At 72.9% G+C, this 19,286-nt stretch carries 13 protein-coding genes; 2 read left to right on the top strand and 11 right to left on the bottom strand.

The genetic code is table 11. From position 1 onward, the window contains the following. From AC067U_RS33120 to AC067U_RS33110, 3 genes are all read right to left on the bottom strand, one after another. Window positions 1-3,747 (bottom strand): WD40 repeat domain-containing serine/threonine protein kinase, encoded by a 3,747-nt coding sequence (locus tag AC067U_RS33120; protein ID WP_478833526.1) that lies wholly within the window; start codon window positions 3,745-3,747, stop codon window positions 1-3. Window positions 3,748-3,960: 213 nt separating this feature from the next. Beyond that, the gene (locus AC067U_RS33115) at window positions 3,961-4,275 is read right to left on the bottom strand and encodes a hypothetical protein (RefSeq protein ID WP_478833525.1); all 315 of its coding nucleotides are present in this window, start codon (window positions 4,273-4,275) and stop codon (window positions 3,961-3,963) included. Between the two features lie 273 nt (window positions 4,276-4,548). Further along, on the bottom strand, window positions 4,549-5,916 hold the full coding sequence (locus tag AC067U_RS33110; RefSeq protein ID WP_478833524.1) for an MFS transporter: 1,368 nt from the start codon (window positions 5,914-5,916) through the stop codon (window positions 4,549-4,551). A 411-nt stretch (window positions 5,917-6,327) separates the two neighbouring features. Here AC067U_RS33110 and AC067U_RS33105 point away from each other — a divergent pair, with 411 nt between their 5' ends. Then, a complete protein-coding gene (locus tag AC067U_RS33105) occupies window positions 6,328-7,011 on the top strand; it encodes a DUF998 domain-containing protein (RefSeq protein WP_478833523.1) in 684 nt (227 codons plus the stop codon). On the opposite strand, the gene AC067U_RS33100 is transcribed toward AC067U_RS33105, so the two are convergent. From AC067U_RS33100 to AC067U_RS33090, 3 genes are all read right to left on the bottom strand, one after another. Continuing rightward, window positions 7,005-8,555: an MFS transporter gene (locus AC067U_RS33100; protein ID WP_478833640.1), complete on the bottom strand. Its 1,551-nt coding sequence runs from the start codon at window positions 8,553-8,555 to the stop codon at window positions 7,005-7,007. The two genes, AC067U_RS33105 and AC067U_RS33100, sit on opposite strands and share 7 nt — an antisense overlap. 365 nt (window positions 8,556-8,920) lie before the next feature. Continuing rightward, the gene (locus tag AC067U_RS33095; RefSeq protein ID WP_478833522.1) at window positions 8,921-9,787 is read right to left on the bottom strand and encodes an alpha/beta fold hydrolase; all 867 of its coding nucleotides are present in this window, start codon (window positions 9,785-9,787) and stop codon (window positions 8,921-8,923) included. 146 nt (window positions 9,788-9,933) lie between these two features. Beyond that, window positions 9,934-11,382 carry an MFS transporter gene (locus tag AC067U_RS33090; protein WP_478833521.1) on the bottom strand — a complete coding sequence of 483 codons (1,449 nt, stop codon included), beginning with the start codon at window positions 11,380-11,382 and terminating at the stop codon, window positions 9,934-9,936. A 473-nt stretch (window positions 11,383-11,855) separates the two neighbouring features. On the opposite strand from AC067U_RS33090, the gene AC067U_RS33085 reads away from it, so the two are divergent. Next, window positions 11,856-12,770, top strand: coding sequence for a serine hydrolase (locus tag AC067U_RS33085; RefSeq protein ID WP_478833520.1), 915 nt, complete (start codon window positions 11,856-11,858; stop codon window positions 12,768-12,770). 61 nt (window positions 12,771-12,831) lie between these two features. Here the strand turns inward: AC067U_RS33085 and AC067U_RS33080 are convergent, their stop codons facing one another. The 5 genes from AC067U_RS33080 to AC067U_RS33060 all read right to left on the bottom strand — a co-directional run bounded on the left by AC067U_RS33080 (window position 12,832) and on the right by AC067U_RS33060 (window position 19,199). Next, window positions 12,832-13,737, bottom strand: a complete 906-nt coding sequence (locus tag AC067U_RS33080) for an ADP-ribosylglycohydrolase family protein (protein ID WP_478833519.1) — start codon at window positions 13,735-13,737, stop codon at window positions 12,832-12,834. A 151-nt stretch (window positions 13,738-13,888) separates the two neighbouring features. Beyond that, complete coding sequence (locus AC067U_RS33075) at window positions 13,889-14,206, bottom strand: hypothetical protein (RefSeq protein WP_478833518.1); 318 nt, start codon at window positions 14,204-14,206, stop codon at window positions 13,889-13,891. Window positions 14,207-14,372: 166 nt separating this feature from the next. Further along, window positions 14,373-14,579 (bottom strand): hypothetical protein, encoded by a 207-nt coding sequence (locus tag AC067U_RS33070; RefSeq protein ID WP_478833517.1) that lies wholly within the window; start codon window positions 14,577-14,579, stop codon window positions 14,373-14,375. A gap of 119 nt (window positions 14,580-14,698) precedes the next feature. Further along, complete coding sequence (locus AC067U_RS33065) at window positions 14,699-15,181, bottom strand: hypothetical protein (RefSeq protein WP_478833516.1); 483 nt, start codon at window positions 15,179-15,181, stop codon at window positions 14,699-14,701. 244 nt (window positions 15,182-15,425) lie between these two features. Continuing rightward, the gene (locus tag AC067U_RS33060; RefSeq protein WP_478833515.1) at window positions 15,426-19,199 is read right to left on the bottom strand and encodes a choice-of-anchor D domain-containing protein; all 3,774 of its coding nucleotides are present in this window, start codon (window positions 19,197-19,199) and stop codon (window positions 15,426-15,428) included. Between the last annotated feature and the right edge of the window lie 87 nt (window positions 19,200-19,286).

Below are 19,286 nucleotides of genomic sequence, written 5' to 3'. Positions count from 1 at the left end.
TCAGCACACCTTGCGGTAGGGCGTGCCGGGAATGTACGTACGCCATTCCTCCGGGGTGATGTCGCGGCCGGCCCGCTTGCAGACGGCCGCGGCCGCGCGCTCCGGCACGAGGTCGAACGCGGCCTGGCGATCACCGCCCAGAGCCCGCAGGACCCCGTCCGGGCCGAACGTCAGGAGGTCCAGCCGGCGGCCTCCGGTCGGCAGCGGCCCGCCCAGGGCGAGCCGGGCCGCGGTGTCCCAGACCTGCACCCGGTCCCCGTGCGTGACGGACGCCAGGAGCGTCCCGTCCTGCGAGAACACCGGTTCGGTCGCGTCGTCGACGAGCTGGTTGTCGAGGCGCGGAGCACTGCCGGGGATGTGCGCGATCCGGCTCCGTCCGGCACCGTCCCACAACTCGACGGATCCGGTGTCGCGGACCAGGGCCAGCAGGCGGCCGTCCGGTGAGAAGGTGAGGGAGCTCGCGGCGCCGGGCCCCCACGCCCCTTCCCGGACGGCACCCGACGCGAGATCGAGAACCTGGCCCGTCGTCGTGGCGAAGAGGGCGCCGCCCGGGCTGAAGCGCCCGTACCCGGTGGTGTGCGGGAACCGGCGGACCTCCTTGCGCTGCCCGACGTCCCAGACCTGGATGGTGCCGCCCTGGCCGTCGCGTACGCCGCCCTGGATGACGTAGGCGGAGACGTACCGTCCGTCGGGGGAGAGCGTGAGGCGACGCACCGTGTCATCGCCGGGAACGAAGCGGTGGACCTCCCGGTTCCGCACGGTGTCCCACACGACGACGTACTGCTTGCCCTCCGGGGTGTAGTCGGTGAAGGCGAGCACCGCGCCGTCGTGGCTGAGGGCGTTGTAGACGTGCCGGGTCGGCAGTTCGCGCCACCGCTGGGGCACGGTCAGCAGGGTCCGGCCGGTGCGCAGGTCGACGAGCCGTTGCCGCATGTCCGTGAAGCCCTCGCGGACGACCGCCTTCGTCCCGTCGCCGGACGCGGCGGCCGTCGCCAGCTCCCGGTCGGGCGCGGGCAGGCCCAGCACGGCCGAAAGGTCGATCCGCCGGACGGTGCTGTCGGACGTGGACAGGACGAGCAGGCTCTTGCCGGCCTCGTCCAGCACGGTGCGGTCGGACGGTCCGCGTTCCTGCTGCTGTGAGACCGGGGGCAGGATGGCCAGGCGGCCGCCACCGTCGGTGGCCCAGATTTCCAGGTCGCCCTTCGAGGAGTAGCCGATCAGATAGTTTCCCTTCGAGCTCAGGCGGACGTCGCTGAGGTCGAGGTAGGCGACCCCGGTCGCCTTGCCGTCCGTGGTCCAGAAGGACGCCGAGGTGTAGCGGTCGGTCCACGGGGCTGCGGGGTTCGAGGGCGTGGACTTGCGCAGGCGCGCGATCCTGCCGCCGTCGGGGCTGAAGAGCGTCACGCGGTCGCACGGGCTCGGGACGACGGGTCCCAGAGAGACGATCCCGGTGCCGTCCAGCCGGGACAGCCGTTCGCCCGTGGCATCGCAGGTCACCTGGTGGACCCCGTCCGGGGACACGTCACCCGCGTCGCCGGTGACGAGTCTCCCCGAGGGGTCCAGGACGCGCCCGGAGCCGGAATCCGCCCGACTGTGAACGATCTGGCCCCGGTTGGTGAGGCGGAGGGGGTACGCGCTGTCGGCTTCGAGGGGGAAGGCGCCTGCCAGGGCCTTTCCCGTCGCGAGTTCGACGATCTGGGCCCGGCCCTTGGCTTCCTCCCGAAGGACGAGTCGGCCGTCGGGGCTGATCAGGGGCCCTCCGCTCTCACCCCACAGGAGGTCGCCGGACAGCGGCCGGGAGGTCCGCCCGCCGACGGCCGCCAGCGTGAGGTCCGTGAAGGTGACCGTGACCGGGGTGTGGACGACCACCCCGCTGCCCGTGTCGGTCAGTACCGTCCCCGACTGCTGCCCGTGGTCCAACCGCGGCAGGGCCACTGTCTCCGACTCGAGCTGGGCGAGCGAAGCGTAGAGCGCCGCCCGGGACTCGGGCACATCGGCGATGCGGTGGGCGGCGAGACCGAGCAGCCTGGCGGTGTCGGGCTCCTGGCCGCGCAGGCTGTCCGCGGTCTGGGCCACCGTGCGGGCCGTGGCCTCTTCCTGACGGCGGTTCGCCTCGGCGGCGCGCAGGCCGGCCTCACGGTTCTCCAGGTAGGCGACCGCACCGGCGAGAAGGGCGAGCGCGGTGGCCGCGGCAAGACCCGCCCGCAGTCGGCGACGGCGGCGGACCGTACGGGCGGCCTCGGCGGCCGCGGCCGCGAGGAACTCCGCTTCGGCCGGGCTGGGGCGCAGATGCGCCGGCGCCGTGGGGAGCCAGTCGAGGAGCACGCGGAGTTCGGATCCCGCGAGCAGGTCCTCGGTGCGCTTGCCGTGGGCGGCCCACCGGTGGGTCGCGGCGGTCAGGCGCTGCCGGAAGGCGATGGCGGTGCGGTCGGCGACCGTCCAGGCGCGCAGCCTCCGCCAGGCCGGCAACAGCGCCGTGCTCACCGGGCGCAGCGCACCGTCCGGTTCGACGACGAGGACGTCGGCGGCGGTGAGGACCTGGGCGACGCGCGTGACGGCACGCTGTTCGGCATCGGGCCGGCCGGCCAGGAGTTCGGTCCGGGTGGCCGTACGGACGGTGTCCTGGGAGCCGTCCAGCGCACCGCCCGGTACGGTCAGCCGCAGCAGGAGGTCACGGGCGGCGAGCTGATCGTCGGGGGTGAGAGCGGCGTAGGCGGCCTCGGCACGCTCGCCGAGCGGCGGCAGCGCTTCGGCGGTGGCCAGGAGAGGAGCCTCGTCGGCCCGCAGGACACCGGCCCGCAGGAGTGCGAGGCGGCCGTCCTCGCCGGTAGGCCCGTCCTCGCCGGGAAGCTCGTCCTCGCCGGGAGGCCCGTCGAGGCCGCCGGGGCCGGGGGAGGCGGCGGAACCGGGGGCACGCTCCGGACCCACGGGCCGCGCGGGCTCCGGGGTCGCGGCGTCGATGAGCCCCGTCAGGAGGTCCTGTGCGCCGGGCCGCAGCGCCGGATCCTTGGCGAGCGCGGCGGCGATCAGGGGACGCAGCCGGGGCGGGAGCCGGGAGAGGTCCGGATCGACCGAGGTGGTGCGGTAGACCACCTCCGCGACGGTGTCCCCGCGGAACGGCTCCGTGGCGGTGGCGGCGAACAGCACCACCGCTCCCCAGGCGAAGACGTCCGAAGCGGCGGAGGCCCCGTGACCGGAGAGGACCTCCGGGGCCATGTACCCGAAGGTGCCCATGATCGCGCCCTGCACGGTCACCGAGGTGTCCGGGGCGCGGGCGATGCCGAAGTCGATGATGCGGGGACCGTCGGGACCGAGCAGGACGTTGCCCGGCTTCAGATCACGATGGACCACGCCCGCGGCGTGGATGGCGACGAGAGCGGTCGCCGCGCCCGTGGCCAGGCGGAGCACGGCGTCCTCGGCGAGCGGTCCCCGGGCGCGTACTTCCGCGGCGAGGGCGGGGCCGGGCACGTACTCGCTGACCAGGTACGGGGTGTCCCCGTCGACGGCCGCGTCGAGCACCCGGGCCGTGCAGAACGCGGCCACGCGCCGGGCGGCCCTCGCCTCACGTGCGAACCAGGCGCGCACGGCCGGATCCGCGTCACGGTGCAGTGCCTTGAGCGCGACACGCGTCCCCTGTGCGTCGTAGGCCTCGTACACCACCCCTTGGCCGCCCGCGCCGAGGCGCGCCGCCAGACAGTACGCACCGATCCGCTCGGGATCCTCGGGCAATAACGGCGATCCGCTCATGTGACGCGCTCTCCCCCCACTTCCGGACGGCTCCGGCAGGGCACGCCGGACACCGGCCCACCGCTCGGGGCGCAGCACCGGCGAGATCATGCTGTCCCATGAATCCGGCATTCCGGCGGGTTCCGCCAAGCCGGCCCCTTCCGGCTCCGCGGGCCCGTCGCGGGCCCTCGCGGGCCCGCCTGGGCATGCCGGGGCATACCGGACGACGCGGTGTCAGGGCGGCTGCGTGGGTGGGGGACCCCCGCATGGTGCAGCCGGACGGAGCCGGTCAGGGGGGAGCTGGTGTCCCCCGTCGGCGGGCGTGTAGTCCGTGACGATGTCGTTGCCGGGCCCACCGGTCATGTCGTCGGCGCCCGCGCCGCCGGTGTGGTTGAAGATCTCCAGCGCTTTGTTGTTCCCGGTCCCTTCCACGTACTCGCTGAGGAACAGGTCGGTCGACTGGGCGTGCGCCGGAGCGGCGGACAGCGCCATGGGAACCGCGGGTGTGGCGAGGAAGACCAGGGAACGCCTCAGCAGGGTTCCGTTCACTCTTCCGTTCGCGGCGTGGTTCATCCCACCGGCCGTGATCGCTCCCGTGCACGGCTGTTCGGGGGGCCGGGCTGACCCCAGTGGTCCGGCAGCCGCTCGCCGCAACCTTGGCCGGGAGCGGTGATCCGCTCGGCGAAGGACACGCGGCGGTCGGCCGATGCGGTGACGAACTCGCCCACAAAGAACGAACCGTGCTGCCCGGACCGCACCGGCCGGACCTCCGGCGGCAGGGTTACCGGTGAAGCCGACGGACAGGTCGGGCGCGGGATGCTCTCAGTTCCGGGGGTTCGTGTGCCGGCGGTCGCCGGTCCCGCCCCCGCCCGGCAGGGCGACGGCCGCCAGTGACAGGGCGACGGCCAGGACGCAGCTCGCCACCACGAACGCCGCCGGAGCGGCCGCGGCGGTGACGATCCCGGCCTCGTCGGCGGCCTCGTCGTTCGCGGCCAGTACGACGGCCCCCGCCGTGGCCAGCCCCACGGCCCCGCCCAGCTGCCGGAGCGTCTGCCGCAGGACGGACGCGTCGGCCCTCTTGCCCGAGGGGACCGCACGCATGAGCTCGGCGCTCAGGGCGGGGATCGGCAGGCCCGTCCCGATCCCCGTCAGCACCATCCCGGGAATCTGCCGGAGGTACGCGTGCGAGGCCAGGGCGACGGTCCAGGCCACCGCGCCGATGGTGGCCGCCGTCAGACCGAGCAGGACGGGGACCCGGACCGACCGGTACCGGTCCAGCAGGTACCCGGAGAGGAAGGTGCCCGCTGCCGAGGCCGTGACCAGGGGCAGCAGGGAGAGACCGGTGGCCAGCAGCGAGAGGTCCATGGACTGCCGCAGGAACAGCGTGCCGTGCACCAGCACGATCAGCTGCGGTGCCTGCACCAGGAACGTGAGCGCCACCGCCACGGCGTACGGGCGGATGCCGAGCAGCCGAAGGTCGACGAGCGGCCGGCGGGACCTCAGGACCAGCCGCACCGCCAGGGCCAGCGTCAAGGCGCCCGTCGCGAGCGCGGCGAACGTCCTGAGGTCGGTGAAGCCCCAAACCCCGCACTGGTAGAGCCCGAAGACGAGCACGACCAGGGAAAAGATCACCAGGAGGGGCTGGAAGGCGGTGAGCGGGCCGCCACCCGCCTCGTTGTCCAGTCGGGCCCGGGTGATCAGCCACAGGGACGCCGCGCCGACGGGGAGGTTGAGGAGGAAGACCGGGCGCCAGCCGAACAGCTGGATCAGGACCGCCCCCACGATGGGACCCAGGATCAGGAACACCTGCGCCAGACCCGCGTAGACGGCCAGCGCCCTGCCGCGTTCGTGCTCCGCGTACGCGTCCGAGATCACGGCCGTGGCCACCGGCATCATCAGCGCGGCACCGATCCCCTGCACCGCCCTGACCAGGAGCAGGAACGGCTCGGCGGCATCACCGGCCGGGGTCATCGCGCAGACCCCCGAAGCGAGGGCGAAGACCGCGGTCCCGCACCGGAAGGCCGTCAGGAGGCCGAACCTGCGGGCCACCATGCCACCGACCGGCACGAAGGCGGCCAGCGAGAGGACGTAGACGAGCACCACGGCGTGCATCGCGAAGGTGTTCAGCCCGAGGCTCCGCGCCATCGGGTCGAGGGCGACCGCGACGACGGTCTGGTCCAGACTGACCATTCCGGCGGCGCACCCCACGGCTGCGACGACGTAGTGCCTGCGGGGTGGATGACGGCCTTCGGGGACGGCCGGCGCTGCGGACTCGACACCTACTCCCGATGGGTGAAGCGCACCGGCCTCCATCGGTCCGGGGCGGGCTGTCGGAGCTGCTGGAGCTCCCGGGCCTGCTCGGCCTGAGGCAGTGCCACCGCCATCCTGGGGAGTCGGTGCCGTCCCCCTCTCGACGAAACCTCTTCAGCGGCCGTACGGGGCGTGCGGTTCGCCCGTACGGCTCCCCGTCAGGCGTCTGATCAGGGAACGGCCCGATTCCGCCGCTAGGGTCGGCCGACGGCGAGTGCGCTGCAGCGGGAGGTCTTGATGTCGCAGGATCACGTCGGTTAGCCGCTCGGCGCGCGGCGATCGAGCACTCACATGCGCGAACCCACCTTCACGGTCACGACCGAGGCCTCGAGGAGAGCCCTGGCCGGGGGTCTCCTCTGGGCTTCGCTGATCCAGGTCTTCCTCGTCAACAACCTGATCGTCCTCCCGCACGCTTCGAGTCAGAACCTGGTGCAGGAGATCATCTCCGCACTCGGCGTGACGCGATGCAGCCGCGTCGAGGGGATCCGCTTCTGCTCTCCCTGGCACGAGGCCGCCGACCTCGCCTGGGTCGTCGGAGGCCTGTGCCTCGCCTCGGGCTCGGCGCTGACCGCCGTGGTCTTTCCTGCCGGTCGTCGCCGGAGCACGGCGTTCGGCGCACTGGCCGTCAGCGGACTGGGGCTCCTCTCCACCGGCCTCAACCCCTACAACCTCCGACTGGTGGTGCATCTGCTGTCCGCGGCTGCGTGCCTGGTCGGCGGGGCCGTGGGCGTACTGCTGCTGGGCAGCATGCTCCGCCGGGCGCACCGGCCGTACTGGGGCACGCTCGGCATCGCGTGCGGAGTCACCTCCCTCGTCTCCGCCACGGTCACGGCCTTCAAACCCGACCCCGGGGTCCAAGGGCTGTTCGAGCGGGTCTCCGTCTGGCCGGCCGTCGTGTGGATCATCTACAGCGGCGGGTACATCGCCTTCCGTGCGTGGCGAACGACCCGGAGCCGGCGGCCCCGTGATCAGTGAGGCGTGCGCTCAGGCCCGGTCTCTCCCGCCTCCTCTGCCGCCTCCTCCGTCCTGCCCGTCACTCGTGTCCCCGGGTGCAGCAGGGTGCACAGGAAGGCCACGCCCAGGGCGATCGCCATACCGTAGAAGACCCACCGGTTGGCTTCGGCGAAGTCCATGCGGAGGGCCCGCACGGAGCCGCGCATCAGTGTGGCGGTCGGTCCGCCGCCGGAGGGCTGGTGGTCGTCCGGGTGGCCCGTGACCGCTTCCGCGAGCCCTCGGGCCGCGCCCCGGGCCTGCTCTTCCGGCAGGCCCTGAGAGGTGAGCGTCCGCGTGATCCGGCTGGTCGTGGCATGGAGGAGGACGCTGCCGAAGATGGCCATGCCCACCACGGCCGCGTAGTTGCGTACGGTCTGGGTGATGCCGGTGACCTCACCGTACGAGGCTCCGATCGCCCGGTTCACGGCGTCGGTGGAGGCGGGGGAGAGCAGGAAGCCGATGCCGGCCCCGGCGAGAGCGGCGTAGGGCCACTGGTCATGGGGCGACAGGTCCGTCAGTTTCGACGCCCACAGGGCGAAGCCCGTGCAGCCGAGCGCCGTGCCGAGCCGCATCGCGGGTCGGGCACCGCGTTCGTCGAGGATCCGGCCGCCCCACGGGGCCGCGATGCCGAAGCCGAGGAAGAAGTACAGCAGGTAGAACGCGGCCTGGTCGGGTGACGAGCTGAGCGAGATCTGCGCGTACACCGAAGCGAAGTACATCACCGGGACGAACGCCAGCATCGAGAAGAAGAGCACCAGGACGTCGGCCGTGAACGCCCGGTCGCGGAAGACGCGCAAGGTGACGAGCGGTTCGTCGGTGTGCAGTTCGTGGCGGCAGAAGAACACCAGGACGGCGAGCCCGCCGATGATGCAGCCCCAGGTGGCGGGGCTGGTCCAGCCCCAGGCGGACGCCTGCTGGAGTCCGAGGACGTTCAGTCCCATCCCGGCGGCGACGAGCACGGCGCCCGGCACGTCGAGGCGTTCGGGCCGCCGGGCGTCGGGGACGCGGGCGAGGGCGGTGAGGACCAGGGCGATTGCGGCGACGGGAAGGTTGACCCAGAAGACGGCCCGCCAGGTCCAGGCGGTCAGCCAACCGCCGAGCAGCGGCCCGACCGCGGTCAGCGCGCCGGCGAGGACGAAGAACAGGGCCAGGGCACGGCCCCGTTCGCCGACCGGGAAGACGCCGACGACGACGGCGAGGGCGGAGGGGAAGACGAGCGCCGCCCCGAACCCCTGGGTGGCGCGGAAGAGGACCAGCCAGCCCTCGGCGAAGTCTCCGGTCGGCACCGAGCCGCACAGCACGGACGAGGCGACGAAGACGAGCGTTCCGGCCACCACCACCCGGCGGTGCCCGTGGATGTCGCCGAGCCGCCCGCCGAGCGCGAAGAACGCGGCCAGCGCGAGCAGGTAGGCATTGACCACCCGCTGCATTCCGGAGGACGAGAGAGCGAGTTCCTCGATGATGCTCGGCGCGGCGATGCTCACCACCGTCTGGTCCACGAAGATCATCGCGACGGAGAAGACCATGGCCGCGAGGGCCAGGGTCCGGTGCGGAGCCTTTCCGTGCGCGATGCCCGGACCCCGCCGCGCCGGCCCTTCCGGCCCGTCCGGCCCGTCCGGCCCGTCCGGCCCGTCCGGCCCGTCCGGCCCGTCCGGCCCGTCCGGCCCGTCCGGCCCGTCCGGCCCGTCCGGCCCTTCCGGCCCTTCCGGCCCTTCCGTTCCACTCGGAGCACCCCGGGAGGCGTCCCCACCGGCGCCCCCTCTGTCCCTCACACTCCTCATGCTCCCCGGTGGAAGGCCGTCCTGCACGCCGTAAGAAGGGGAAGGGGGAAAGGGCCGGGGGCTCCGGGCCCGGGGCCCCCGGCCCGCTCGTGACGCTGGTGAACTCGACGTCAGCTGCCGTGGGCGGTCGGGACAGCGCCCTCGGCCTCGCCGACGAGCCAGGCCAGCGTCGCGGGAGTGGCGTCGAAATGGCCGCCGTGCCCGGCATCGGCCCGTCGGCTCAGCGTCGCGGCCGGAATGCGCGAGGCCAGCCACTCGCCGTGCGCCGGCGGAACCAGGGTGTCGAGGCCGCCGTGCCAGAGCCGTACCGGCACCGAGAGGGCGGCGGGGTCGAACCCCCACTCGGTGCCGAAGATCGCCATGACGTCGTCCACCCAGCCGTCCAGCCCCGGCCTGACCGCCTCGGCGAAGGCCGCGCCCATCATCGCGCTGACGTCCGGCCGGGCCAGCACCGCCTGTTCGACGTCCGGCAGCGGCGGCAGACCGGCCGTTCCGAGGTTCGCCAGGTGTTCCATGACGGCATGGCGCCCGGTCAGGGCCGCGGCGGCACTGCGCCGGTTCCCCTCGTTCATGCCGGCGGTCCAGTCCAGCCCGGCCGCGTCACGCGGCGCGGGACTCGCCAGCGTGGCCACCCGTGTCACCCGGTCGGGATGCAGGGCGGCGAACGCCAAGGCGTGCGGGCCGCCCCCGGACACGCCGAACACCGCGAAGCGGTCCAGGCCGAGTGCGTCGGCTATGGCGGCTACGTCGCCGGCGGCGTCGACGACCCGACGTCCCCGACTCGGTGCGGAGCACCCGAACCCGGGCCGGTCGTAGGTGATCAGCCGGACGCCCAGCTCATGGAACAGGGAGTCGTCGGGATAGCGGGCCAGCCGGCTCATCGGGCTTCCGTGCAGGTAGACGACCGGTATCCCGGTAGGCTTGCCCCACTCCTCCACCGCCAGCGTCCGTCGGTCGTTCGTGATCACCTGTCGCATGGCGGCCAAGCTAGCCCCGCCGCCGGCCGACGGCCAAGGCGTTTCTTCCACAGCGCAACATCGCGGGAAGGCCAGGCCCCGACGAGTGCGCGGGGGAGCGCGGGAAGCTCACCGGGGCCCGGCTACGGGTACCCGGGCGCGGCACATCAGGTACGCGGCCGGTCCGGCAGCAGCACGGCCGCGATCAGCAGAGCGATGCCCAGCACACTGCTCGCGACCAGGAAGGCGCCGGGGGTGGCCGCGGCGCTGACGATGCCGGCCCCGTCCGCCGCGTCGTCATTGACGCCCAGTACGACGGCCCCCGCGCTCGCCAGCCCGATCGCCCCGCCCAACTGCCGGAACGTCTGCCGGAGGACGGACGCGTCGGCCCGCTTGCCGGCGGGCACCGCGCGCATCATCTCGGCGCTCAAGGCGGGTACGGGCACGCCCATCCCGAGTCCCGCGAGGATCATCCCGGGCACCTGCCACAGGTACTCGCCCGTCGGCAGCGCGAGCGTCCAGACCACCGCACCCAACGTGGCTGCCGCCAGGCCGGACAGGACGGGCACCCGGACCGAGCGGAAGCGGTCCAGCAGGTACCCGGACAGGAAGGTACCGGCGGCCAGGGCAGTGACCAGAGGGAGCAAGCGGATGCCGGTGGCCCGCAGGGACAGGTCCATCGCCTGCCGCAGGAACAGGGTGCCGTGCACCAGCAGGATCAACTGCGAGGCCTGCACCATGAAGGTGAGCGCCACCTCCACCGCGTAGGGACGGATACGCAGCAGGCGCAGGTCGACGAGGGGCCTCGGAGACCGCAGGAGGAGCCGCGCCGCCAACGCCAGCGTGATCGCTCCCCCCACCAGTGCGGTGAGCGTTCTGCGGTCGGTGATGCCCCAGATCCCGCACTGGTAGAGCCCGAAGACGAACAGGCCCAGCGACAGGACCACGGCGAGGGGCTGACCCGCGGTGAGCGGGTCGCCCGCGGCCTTCCCCCGTACGCGTGCCGCGGCCATCGCCCACAGGGTCAGCGCGCCGACGGGCACGTTGACGAGGAAGACCGAACGCCAGCCGAGGAACTCGATGAGGACCGCCCCCACCACGGGACCGACGACGAAGAAGACCTGCGCCAGGCCCGCGTAGGTCGCCAGCGCCCGGCCGCGTTCGTGCTCCCCGTACACGTCCGCGATCAACGTCGTGGCCACCGGCAGCATCAGCGCGGCCCCCACGCCCTGCACGGCCCGCACCGTGAGCACGTACGGCTCGGCGGCGTCACCGCCCGGCGTGAGGCCGCAGAGCCCGGAAGCGACCGCGAACACCGCGGTCCCCAGCCGGAAGGTGAACAGGAGACCGAACCGACGCGAGACCATGGCGCCGACCGGGGTGAACGCGGACCACGTCAGGCTGTAGACGAGCACGAGGGCGTGCATGACGAACGTGGTCAGGTCCAGGCTCTGCGCCACCGGATCGAGGGCGATCGCGACGACGGTCTGGTCCAGCATGACCATGCCGCCGGCACAGCCCATGGCGAGGACGACGAAGTGCCGGCGGGACGACGGGGAGACCTCGCAGGACCGGGAACCTTCGCCGGGAGGCCGGTCCGGACGGGTGCCCGCCACCTAAGGAGCGGCGGCCGCGGACGACCGGACTCGGCCACGACGCCGCCGCGCACGCCGCCGTTCCGGCGCGCCCGAGACCGCGGTACCCGACATCAAGACCTCCTGCATGCACGGCACCGACCTGCCGTCGCCCTGTCCCTCTGTCCCCCTACCTCCCCATCTCACCCTATCTGGCCCTATCTCCCCGTCTTCCTGTGGTCGCCCGTGTGCCGGTCGCGCAGCCGACGCTAGGCGCGTGGGCCCGCCCGAACCGCCCGATGCGCGTGGAGGAGGACCGGACGGACCAGCCGAATACCCCGGACGGCTCCGTGGGACCGAAGGCCGGTGCCCACGCCAGGCTCCGCGCACAGCACCTTCCGCCGGACTGAACATTTCTTCGATCCCGGTGCAACCTTCCGGCCGAGCCATGAGTCATGTCGGTGGAGTGCGCGGGAGCGCACTCGTTCCGCGACAAAGGGGATGGGAAGCCTCCAATGACTCACCGGATATCCCGGCGCGCCCGCATGCTCTCCGCAGGCCTCGCGGCCGGGGTACTCGTACCGCTCGCCGCCGCCACGCCCGCCGCGGCCGCCCCGACGGTCGCCTGCACCTCCGCCAAGGCCGGGCTCGCCGCCAAGCTCCAGAAGGACATCACGGCGGCCATGGCGAACCGCAAGGGCGCCATCGCGATCGGCCTGTACGACCGCACCACGAAGACCACCTGCACCTTCCGTTCGACGTCCGCGTACGACTCGGCGAGCGTCGTCAAGGTGACCGTCCTGGCGGCCCTCCTCTGGGACGCGAAGAAGACGAACCGCTACCTCACGCAGCGCGAGGTGGACCTGGCGACCGCGATGATCACCAAGTCCGACAACAACGCCACGACCGCGCTGTGGAAGCAGCTCGGCATGACGAAGATCAAGGGCTTCCTCACCGCGGCCGGGATGACGCACACCGTGCCCGGCGCGAACGGCTACTGGGGGCTCACCCAGATCACCGTCCAGGACGAGCAGCGCCTGCTGTCGCTCATCACCGCCAAGAACACGGTGCTCAGCGACAACTCCCGCGCCTACATCCTCAAGCTGATGAACCAGGTCGTCGCCTCGCAGCGCTGGGGCACGCCCGCCGGCGCGCCGTCCACGGTGAAGGTGCACGTCAAGAACGGCTGGCTGCCGCGTGCCACGCACGGCTGGCGGGTCCACAGCGTGGGTGCCTTCCAGGGCGGCGGGCACGACTACTACATGTCGGTCCTGACCCAGGACAACAGCACGATGGAGTACGGCGTCGCCACCATCCAGGCCATCGCCAAGGCCGTCCACAAGGATCTCGTGCCGACCACGGTGGCCCCGCTGCGGATCGCGCCGCCGGTGGCCCCGGCCGAGGCGATCCCGCCGGCGCCCGCGTCCTAGGGACGGGGCGGGCGGCCGGGCGGCGGAGCTGCCCGGCCGCCCTCTGCCGGCTTCCGGGCCCTCAGGCCCGCAGGCTCCACGCCGGGACGCCTTCGAGGACCGTGCGCCAGGCGGCGGGGATCCCACCCGTGCCGGTGCGGGCGGCCACCACCCCGCCGACGATCGCACAGGTGGTGTCCCGGTCGCCCCAGCCGCCAACGGTCATCCACAACGCCTCGGTCAGGTCGTCCAGGTGGCCCGCGGCGCTCCACAGGGCGAACGGGACCGTGTCCGGAGCAGAGATCCGGTATCCCGAGCCGAGTACGGACGCCGCGTGGCGTACGGACGTGCGCGCGGAGAAGGACGCGGCGACCAGCAGCCCGGAGCGGACGTCGCCGACCGGCACGTGGTCGGCGACCTCCCGCAGGAACTCGGACCGTGAGGGGACGCCTTGCCCCTCCGGGGCCGCCGCCAGCGCCGCGGCCACCGCGACGGCCACGGCACCCGCGACGGCTTCGGGATGGGCGTGGGTGGTCAGGGCCGACAGCCGGGCCTGCTCCGCCGCGGCCGCGAGATCGTCCCGGAACCAGGCACCGAGCGGGGCAACCCGCATTGCCGCGCCGTTGCCGTAGGAGCCCTGGCCCTCGAACTGGGCGGTGGTGACGGCCCGCCAGGACCGGCCCTCGCCGATGCTCCGCAGCACCCCGTGCATCGACGGGCCGTACTTGCGTCCCGGGTCCCGTGCGTACTCGGCGGCGAACGCGCGCGCCAGGTCGTCGGGACGTACCTCGCCGTGGGTCACGAGGTGGGCGAACAGGACGCACGCCATGGCGGAATCGTCCGTCCACGACCACGGTCCCGGTCGCGGGCTCCGCGCGGCCCACTGCCCCTCGACGTCCTCGCCGGACAAGGTGAACCAGCTGTCGCCGAAGGCATCGCCCGTCACCAGGCCGTCGAGGGCGGCGTGGGCGTGCGGCGTACGGGTCATGGCGATTCTCCTCGGCGGTGGTACGGCGGCCAGGACATCTTCCGCCGAACCGATCGCGCACGCGAGCGAATTGCGCGGGAGCGAATGCTGCCGGGGCGGATGGCGCCGGAGCGGATGGCGCCGGAGCCCCGCTGCGAACGCGTTCCACCGCTCAGCGGTAGCCGTCCACGAACATCGGGAGGAGGCCCGCGCCGTCCACCTCGAACTCCCGGCAGGTGTCACACCGCAGGTCCTCGTACACACGGAAGGGCAAGCGGCTCCGGTCGCCCACGACGATCGTGGTCCCGTCCGGCGCCAGGAACTCCGGCAGCTCCTCGAGCGCGGTGTACGGGTGGCGCCGTTCGCGCTGCGCCGCGTCCGTCTGGTCGCCGCAGCCCGTGACCACCACTCCCGGCAGGACGGCCGCCAGCGCCGCACGGCGCGTTCCCCCACCGCCCGTCCGCACGACGGGTCCGATCCTCGTGAACACGCACTCTCCTCCGGTCTCGACGAGATGTGACTCGCGCCGAGGTCAGAGGGTTGCACGGGAGGCCGGGCTCGCCGGGAGTGGGGCTGAGGGACCGGCCGGCGATGGCTGTGTCCGGTCCGATGGGGATCCGCGGACCGGGTTCAGGTGGTTCGGGCCGCGAGGCCCGTCAAGTGATCCGCTGCTTGGTTCCGTCGGGCAACGTGCAGGTGGTGCCTCCGTAGGGGACCGACGTGATCTGTCCGCCCGCAGCCGTGCACTCGTCACCGGTGATGGTCGGAGACCCGGCGGCCTGAGCGCTGACAGCGCCGATGGCGCTCGCGCCGGCCAGGGTCGCTGCGGCCAGGGCCAGGCCCAGCATTCTTCGGATGCGCATGGCTTCCTCCTCTCGGGCGCCCCCTTCGGCCCTGGGAGGGACAAGCCTCGGACCGACGGCGCCCTACTTCTCAGCATGGGCGATGCACAGGACGCCCGCGCGGCGAACCGGGCGCCGGGCTACGCCTCGGTGCCGTCCCGCCCGCGGCTGCCGTCGGAATCCAGCGCCGCGACGGTGAGGCAGACGGCGGCTCCGAGCCCCAGGACGAAGAAGACCGGATTGACGTAGCCGGGGACGGAGGTGGCGTAGTCGCCGACGTCGTCGGCCTCGCAGACGAACCGCAGCGGCACGTATTCCACCCGGTAGCCCGTGATTCCCTCCGCCCGGTACTCCCAGCCCGGGGTACGGCAGGGCTGGATGGGGATCGAATTCGTCCCGCCGTCCTCCGCCGACACGACCGCGCCGGTGACGTGCAGCAGGCCCCAGCCGTACACGCCCACCGCGATCGCCGCCTGGACGAACCCGGCGGTCCGCAGCCAGGTCATGCTGTCGGCACCCCGAGGTCCGCCGGCCCGGGCCAGGACACCGACCGCCCGCCCCGCGAAGACGAACGGAAAGATCAGACCGGCCGGGACGAGAAGCAACAGGAAGTACGCCACCACCCGACCCCACCAGCACGGCGGGCGCGAGCGCTGTGCCGGAGACCACAACCCCTGCAACAACTTCGTAACTGCTCACCGGGGTTGGCGCCGCGGCGCGGCAAGCCGACTGGTTCCGTCTGTCATGGCCGTCATCCCGACCGCCGCCGGTGACGACGCATCGCGACGGCGTCGCAGGGCGACACGGGACGGCCCCCGGCCGGACCGCAGTCGCGATCCCGGCCGGGGGCCTGATCCACCGTGCGTCTCAGTAGGAGATCTGCACCCCCCTCACCGTGTGGTTGTCCGTGGAAGCGCCCGTGGCGCCGCTGAACCCGACCAGCACGTTCTGCGGCAGGGCCACCGCGGTGTCGATGACCTGTCGGCCGTCGACGGCGACCAGCAGGTGTCCGGCCGTGGTCACGGTCACGTCCACCACGTGCGTGCCGGTGCGGAGGCTCGGAACGGCGGTCGAGGTGGCCGCGTACCCCGTGGACCCGGTGGCCACTCCGATGAAGTTGGCCGAAGGGTCGCCGGTGTTCTGCCAGGTGTCCAGGGTGACGGCGACGCCGGGCAGTCCCCGGTAGCCGAGGCCGCCCCCGCCCCTGCCCAGCGCGGTGGGGGTCGCCTTGGAGGCGTCCAGCAGCAGGAGGGCGAGGCCGTCGGCGCCGGTGCCGCCGCCGATCGCGGCGGTGAACCTGGCCCGCAGGCGGGCCGAGGGTACGGCGGTGGCCTGGAGGGCCGAGCCGGCGGTGTTGGGCACGGCCGTGGTCAGCACCAGATCGGTGCCGGACAGTTTGGCGGAGCCGTTGAGCGTCCAGCCGTTGGGCCCGGGCGGCGCGTTGGCGTAGGAGGCCGCGGTGATGGCGACGTTCCGCACGGTGTGGATGTCGGTCACCCAGCCGGTACCGCCGGTGAACGCGAGCAGCGCCGTCGGGGTCAGCGTGGGCACGCTCTTCTGGAGCACCTGCGTGCCGTCCATGGAGACGGTCAGCGTGGTCCCGGACACGGAGACCGAAACGGCGTGGGTGCCCGTGCGCAGGGCGGGGACGGTGGTGTTGGTCTCCGCGTAGGTGAGGGAGTCGCCGCTCGCCGCGGTGGCGATGCCGACGAAGTTCGACGAGGGGTCGGCCCGGTTGCGGAAGGTGTCGAAGGTGACCGCCACGCCCGGCAGCCCCGACCAGCCGAGGCCACCGCCGGCCCGGCCGAGGGAGCTCGGGGTGGTCCGGGACGGGTCCAGCAGGCTGAAGGTCAGTCCGTCGGCACCGGTGCCGCCGCCGATGACGGTGTTGAACGTCGCCTTCAGGCCGTCGGTGACCACGGGGACGGGGAAGACCGCCGAGCCGGCCTGGGTCTTGCCGGTCTGGGTGAGCTGGAGGTCGTCGCCCGAGAGCTGCGCGGATCCGTTGAGGTTCCAGCCCCCCGCTCCGGGTGCCGGGACGGTGACCCCGGCGGGTCCGGCGATACCGGTGCCGGTGAGCGCCTCGTTCTGGGGCCCCCGGCCGTCGTCGGAGGTGATCTGGTACGTGCCGGTGACCGCGCCCACGGAGGTCGGGGAGAAGGTGACGGCCTGGTGGACCACGTCCTCCGGACCGATGACCTGGCCCTCGCTCAGCGGATTGCTGACCTGGAACGGAGCCGCGGGCGGTGCGGCCTTGGTGATGGTGAGCGGGATGTTGCCGGTGTTGCTGATGTCGAAGGTCTTGGTGACCGACTGCCCGACCGGCACCTGGCCGAAGTCGGTGGAGGTCGGAGTGACCGTCAGATGTGCCTGCCCGGTCACCGCGGTGCCGGTCAGACTCACGGTGGCCGTGCCGTTCTGCCCGGTGACCGAGAGGGTGCCGGTGTGGTTGCCGGCGGCCGTGGGGGCGTACTTCACCTGGACGGTGACCGACTGCTGGGGCTGGACGACCGTACCGTTGGCCGGCATGCCCGTGACGCTGAACGGGGCGCCCGGGGTGCTGCTCGCCGAGATGGTCTCGGCCGCGGTGCCGGTGTTGGTGAAGGTCACCCCGAGGGTCTTGGTCGTTCCCGTCGCCACCGTGTCGAAGGCCAGGGCGGACGGGAAGGGCGTGAGGCCGCTCGTGGTGCCGTAGCCGTTCAGCCCGAGGCCGATACCGCCGAGATCGGTGGTGAAGGTCAGCACGGAACTGTCCGCTCCGGCCGCGGTCGGCGAGAACGACACCGGTACCGAGTACGTGTCACCCGTGCGCAGCGTGACCGGCAGACCGGTGGGTGCCGCCGAGAACCTGCTGTCCGAGGGGGTACCGACCGCCGTGATCGTCACGTCACGGGTCGCCGTGACCTTGGCCGTGGCCGTCCCGGTGGTGCCCACGGCCACCTTCCCGAAGTCCACGGGAGGGCCGATCAGCGCCGCGTTGGCCGGCCGGCCGAAGGCGATCACGTGGCCGTCGCGGGTGCCGACGTAGACGCGTCCGCCGTCGGTGGCGGGCACGGCGAACTTGGACGCGATGCCGATCGGGGCGGACCAGCGCAGGTTGAGCACTCCGCCCACCGGAACGGCGTCGTACGCCCGCAGTTGGGCGTTGGCCCCGTTGGAGCCGGCCGAGTAGATCGCCCACACCAGGGCGGAGCCCGGGGTGGTGCCGGTCGAGGTGACGACGGGCGAGCCCGAGGTGTAGCCGAAGCGGCCGGTGCTGGCGCCCACGTTCGTCAGTGCGGGCAGGCCCGCGCCGGTGACGCCGTAGGCGAGGGCCCGGAGCGGGCCGTTGCTGCCGATCGTGTAGACGTAGCCGCCTTCGGCGCCGTACGCGGCCGGGTGTCCCCAGACGCCCTCGTACGGACCGAAGGTGCCCACGACGGCATCGGTGCCGCCCGGGCCCTGGCTGCGGCCGCCGAGATTGTCCCGGTCGAGGAGGAAGAGCCGGCCGTCCTTGCCGATCTGCACCAGCAGATGGGGGTGCGCGGCCGTGCCGAACGTCGGGCCGGGCAGGGCCACCGGGCCTCCCGAGCCCAGGTCCGTGTCGTTCTGGTCGAGGATCGGTGCGTTGCTGGGGCTGAAGAAGTCCTGGGCGGACATCGTGCCGTCGCTGTTGACCCCCAGCCGGACCACCGACTCCGCGAGCTGGCCCGGCGGTTGCGAACCCGGGCCGGGGGCCGGGGAGACGCCGTTGCCGGTGGTGAAGATGATCCGGCCCGGCCCGTCGGAGACCAGGCCGCCGCCGCTCGTCCAGATGCCGGCCATGCCGTTGGCGGAGGCGTCCTCGGACGCCCACAGCGTGGTGCCGCGCGTCGTGGTGTTGACGCCCAGCACGTAGCCCACGTACGGGCCGCGGTCGCAGTGCGAGGCGAAGGCCGCGTACACCGAGCCGCCCATCAGGAGCAGGCCCGGACGCTGACCGGCGGTGAACGCGTTGAACGGGTGGGCCGGATCGTTGACCGGCGCGCCCTGCACCTTCACCGGCCAGCCGCTGCGCTCGGCGCCGGTGGCGGCGTCCAGCGCGTGCACGTACCAGTTGGGGTGCGCGGCGTCGGGCCCGTCGTTGACCTTCGCGGTGAGGTAGACCGTCTTGGTGGCGGGGTCGTACACGGGGGTCGAGGTCACCCCGATGTTCGGTACCAGATCACCGCAGCCGATGGCCGAGGCCGGCCATGGCGCGCCCAGGTTCACCGTCCAGTTGATCTTCCCGGTCGCCGAGTCCAGTCCGTAGACCTTGTTGTTCTCGGTGGCCGCGATCACCGTCTTCCCGGCCACCAGCGGCTGGGCGTAGACCTGGCCGTCCACGGTGGTGGAGAACTGCTGTCCGAAGTCGGAGCTGGACACCTGGGACGGAGCCAGACCGGGCTCGTTCGCGTCCCAGCCGGTACGCAGCGTGTCCACGGAGATGGTCGTGGCGTCGGCACGGGCGGGTACGGCGGCCAGCACCGGCAACGCGCCGAGCGCCGCGGCCAGCAGACCGGTCGTCAGCAGCCAGGCGAGGGGTCTGGGCAGCCGTCTGCCCGCCCCCGGCCGGAGGCGGACTGCCGGTCCGTGGCGACTGACCGGTCCGTGGCGGCCTGCCGGTTCGCGCGTGCTGGACATCTCTCCACCTCGGTGTGTGAAGCCGCGAGGGCGGAGACCGGCCTGGTCCCGCCGCCGATCATCGTGGGAGAGGCGGCACCGCGGGCG

The organism is Streptomyces sp. NPDC043853 (genome assembly GCF_056436025.1).
The sequence above is the reverse complement of the archived record's forward strand: the minus strand, read 5'-3'. Positions and strand labels throughout refer to the sequence as shown.

Excerpts from the sequence above, each read along its gene's own strand:
- AC067U_RS33095 (WP_478833522.1), bottom strand. The coding sequence starts at position 9,787 with ATGCGACAGGTGATCACGAACGACCGACGGACGCTGGCGGTGGAGGAG.
- AC067U_RS33080 (WP_478833519.1), bottom strand. The coding sequence starts at position 13,737 with ATGACCCGTACGCCGCACGCCCACGCCGCCCTCGACGGCCTGGTGACG.
- AC067U_RS33105 (WP_478833523.1), top strand. The coding sequence starts at position 6,328 with ATGCGCGAACCCACCTTCACGGTCACGACCGAGGCCTCGAGGAGAGCC.
- AC067U_RS33070 (WP_478833517.1), bottom strand. The coding sequence starts at position 14,579 with ATGCGCATCCGAAGAATGCTGGGCCTGGCCCTGGCCGCAGCGACCCTG.
- AC067U_RS33060 (WP_478833515.1), bottom strand. The coding sequence starts at position 19,199 with ATGTCCAGCACGCGCGAACCGGCAGGCCGCCACGGACCGGTCAGTCGC.
- AC067U_RS33120 (WP_478833526.1), bottom strand. The coding sequence starts at position 3,747 with ATGAGCGGATCGCCGTTATTGCCCGAGGATCCCGAGCGGATCGGTGCG.
- AC067U_RS33110 (WP_478833524.1), bottom strand. The coding sequence starts at position 5,916 with ATGGTCAGTCTGGACCAGACCGTCGTCGCGGTCGCCCTCGACCCGATG.
- AC067U_RS33085 (WP_478833520.1), top strand. The coding sequence starts at position 11,856 with ATGACTCACCGGATATCCCGGCGCGCCCGCATGCTCTCCGCAGGCCTC.
- AC067U_RS33100 (WP_478833640.1), bottom strand. The coding sequence starts at position 8,555 with ATGGTCTTCTCCGTCGCGATGATCTTCGTGGACCAGACGGTGGTGAGC.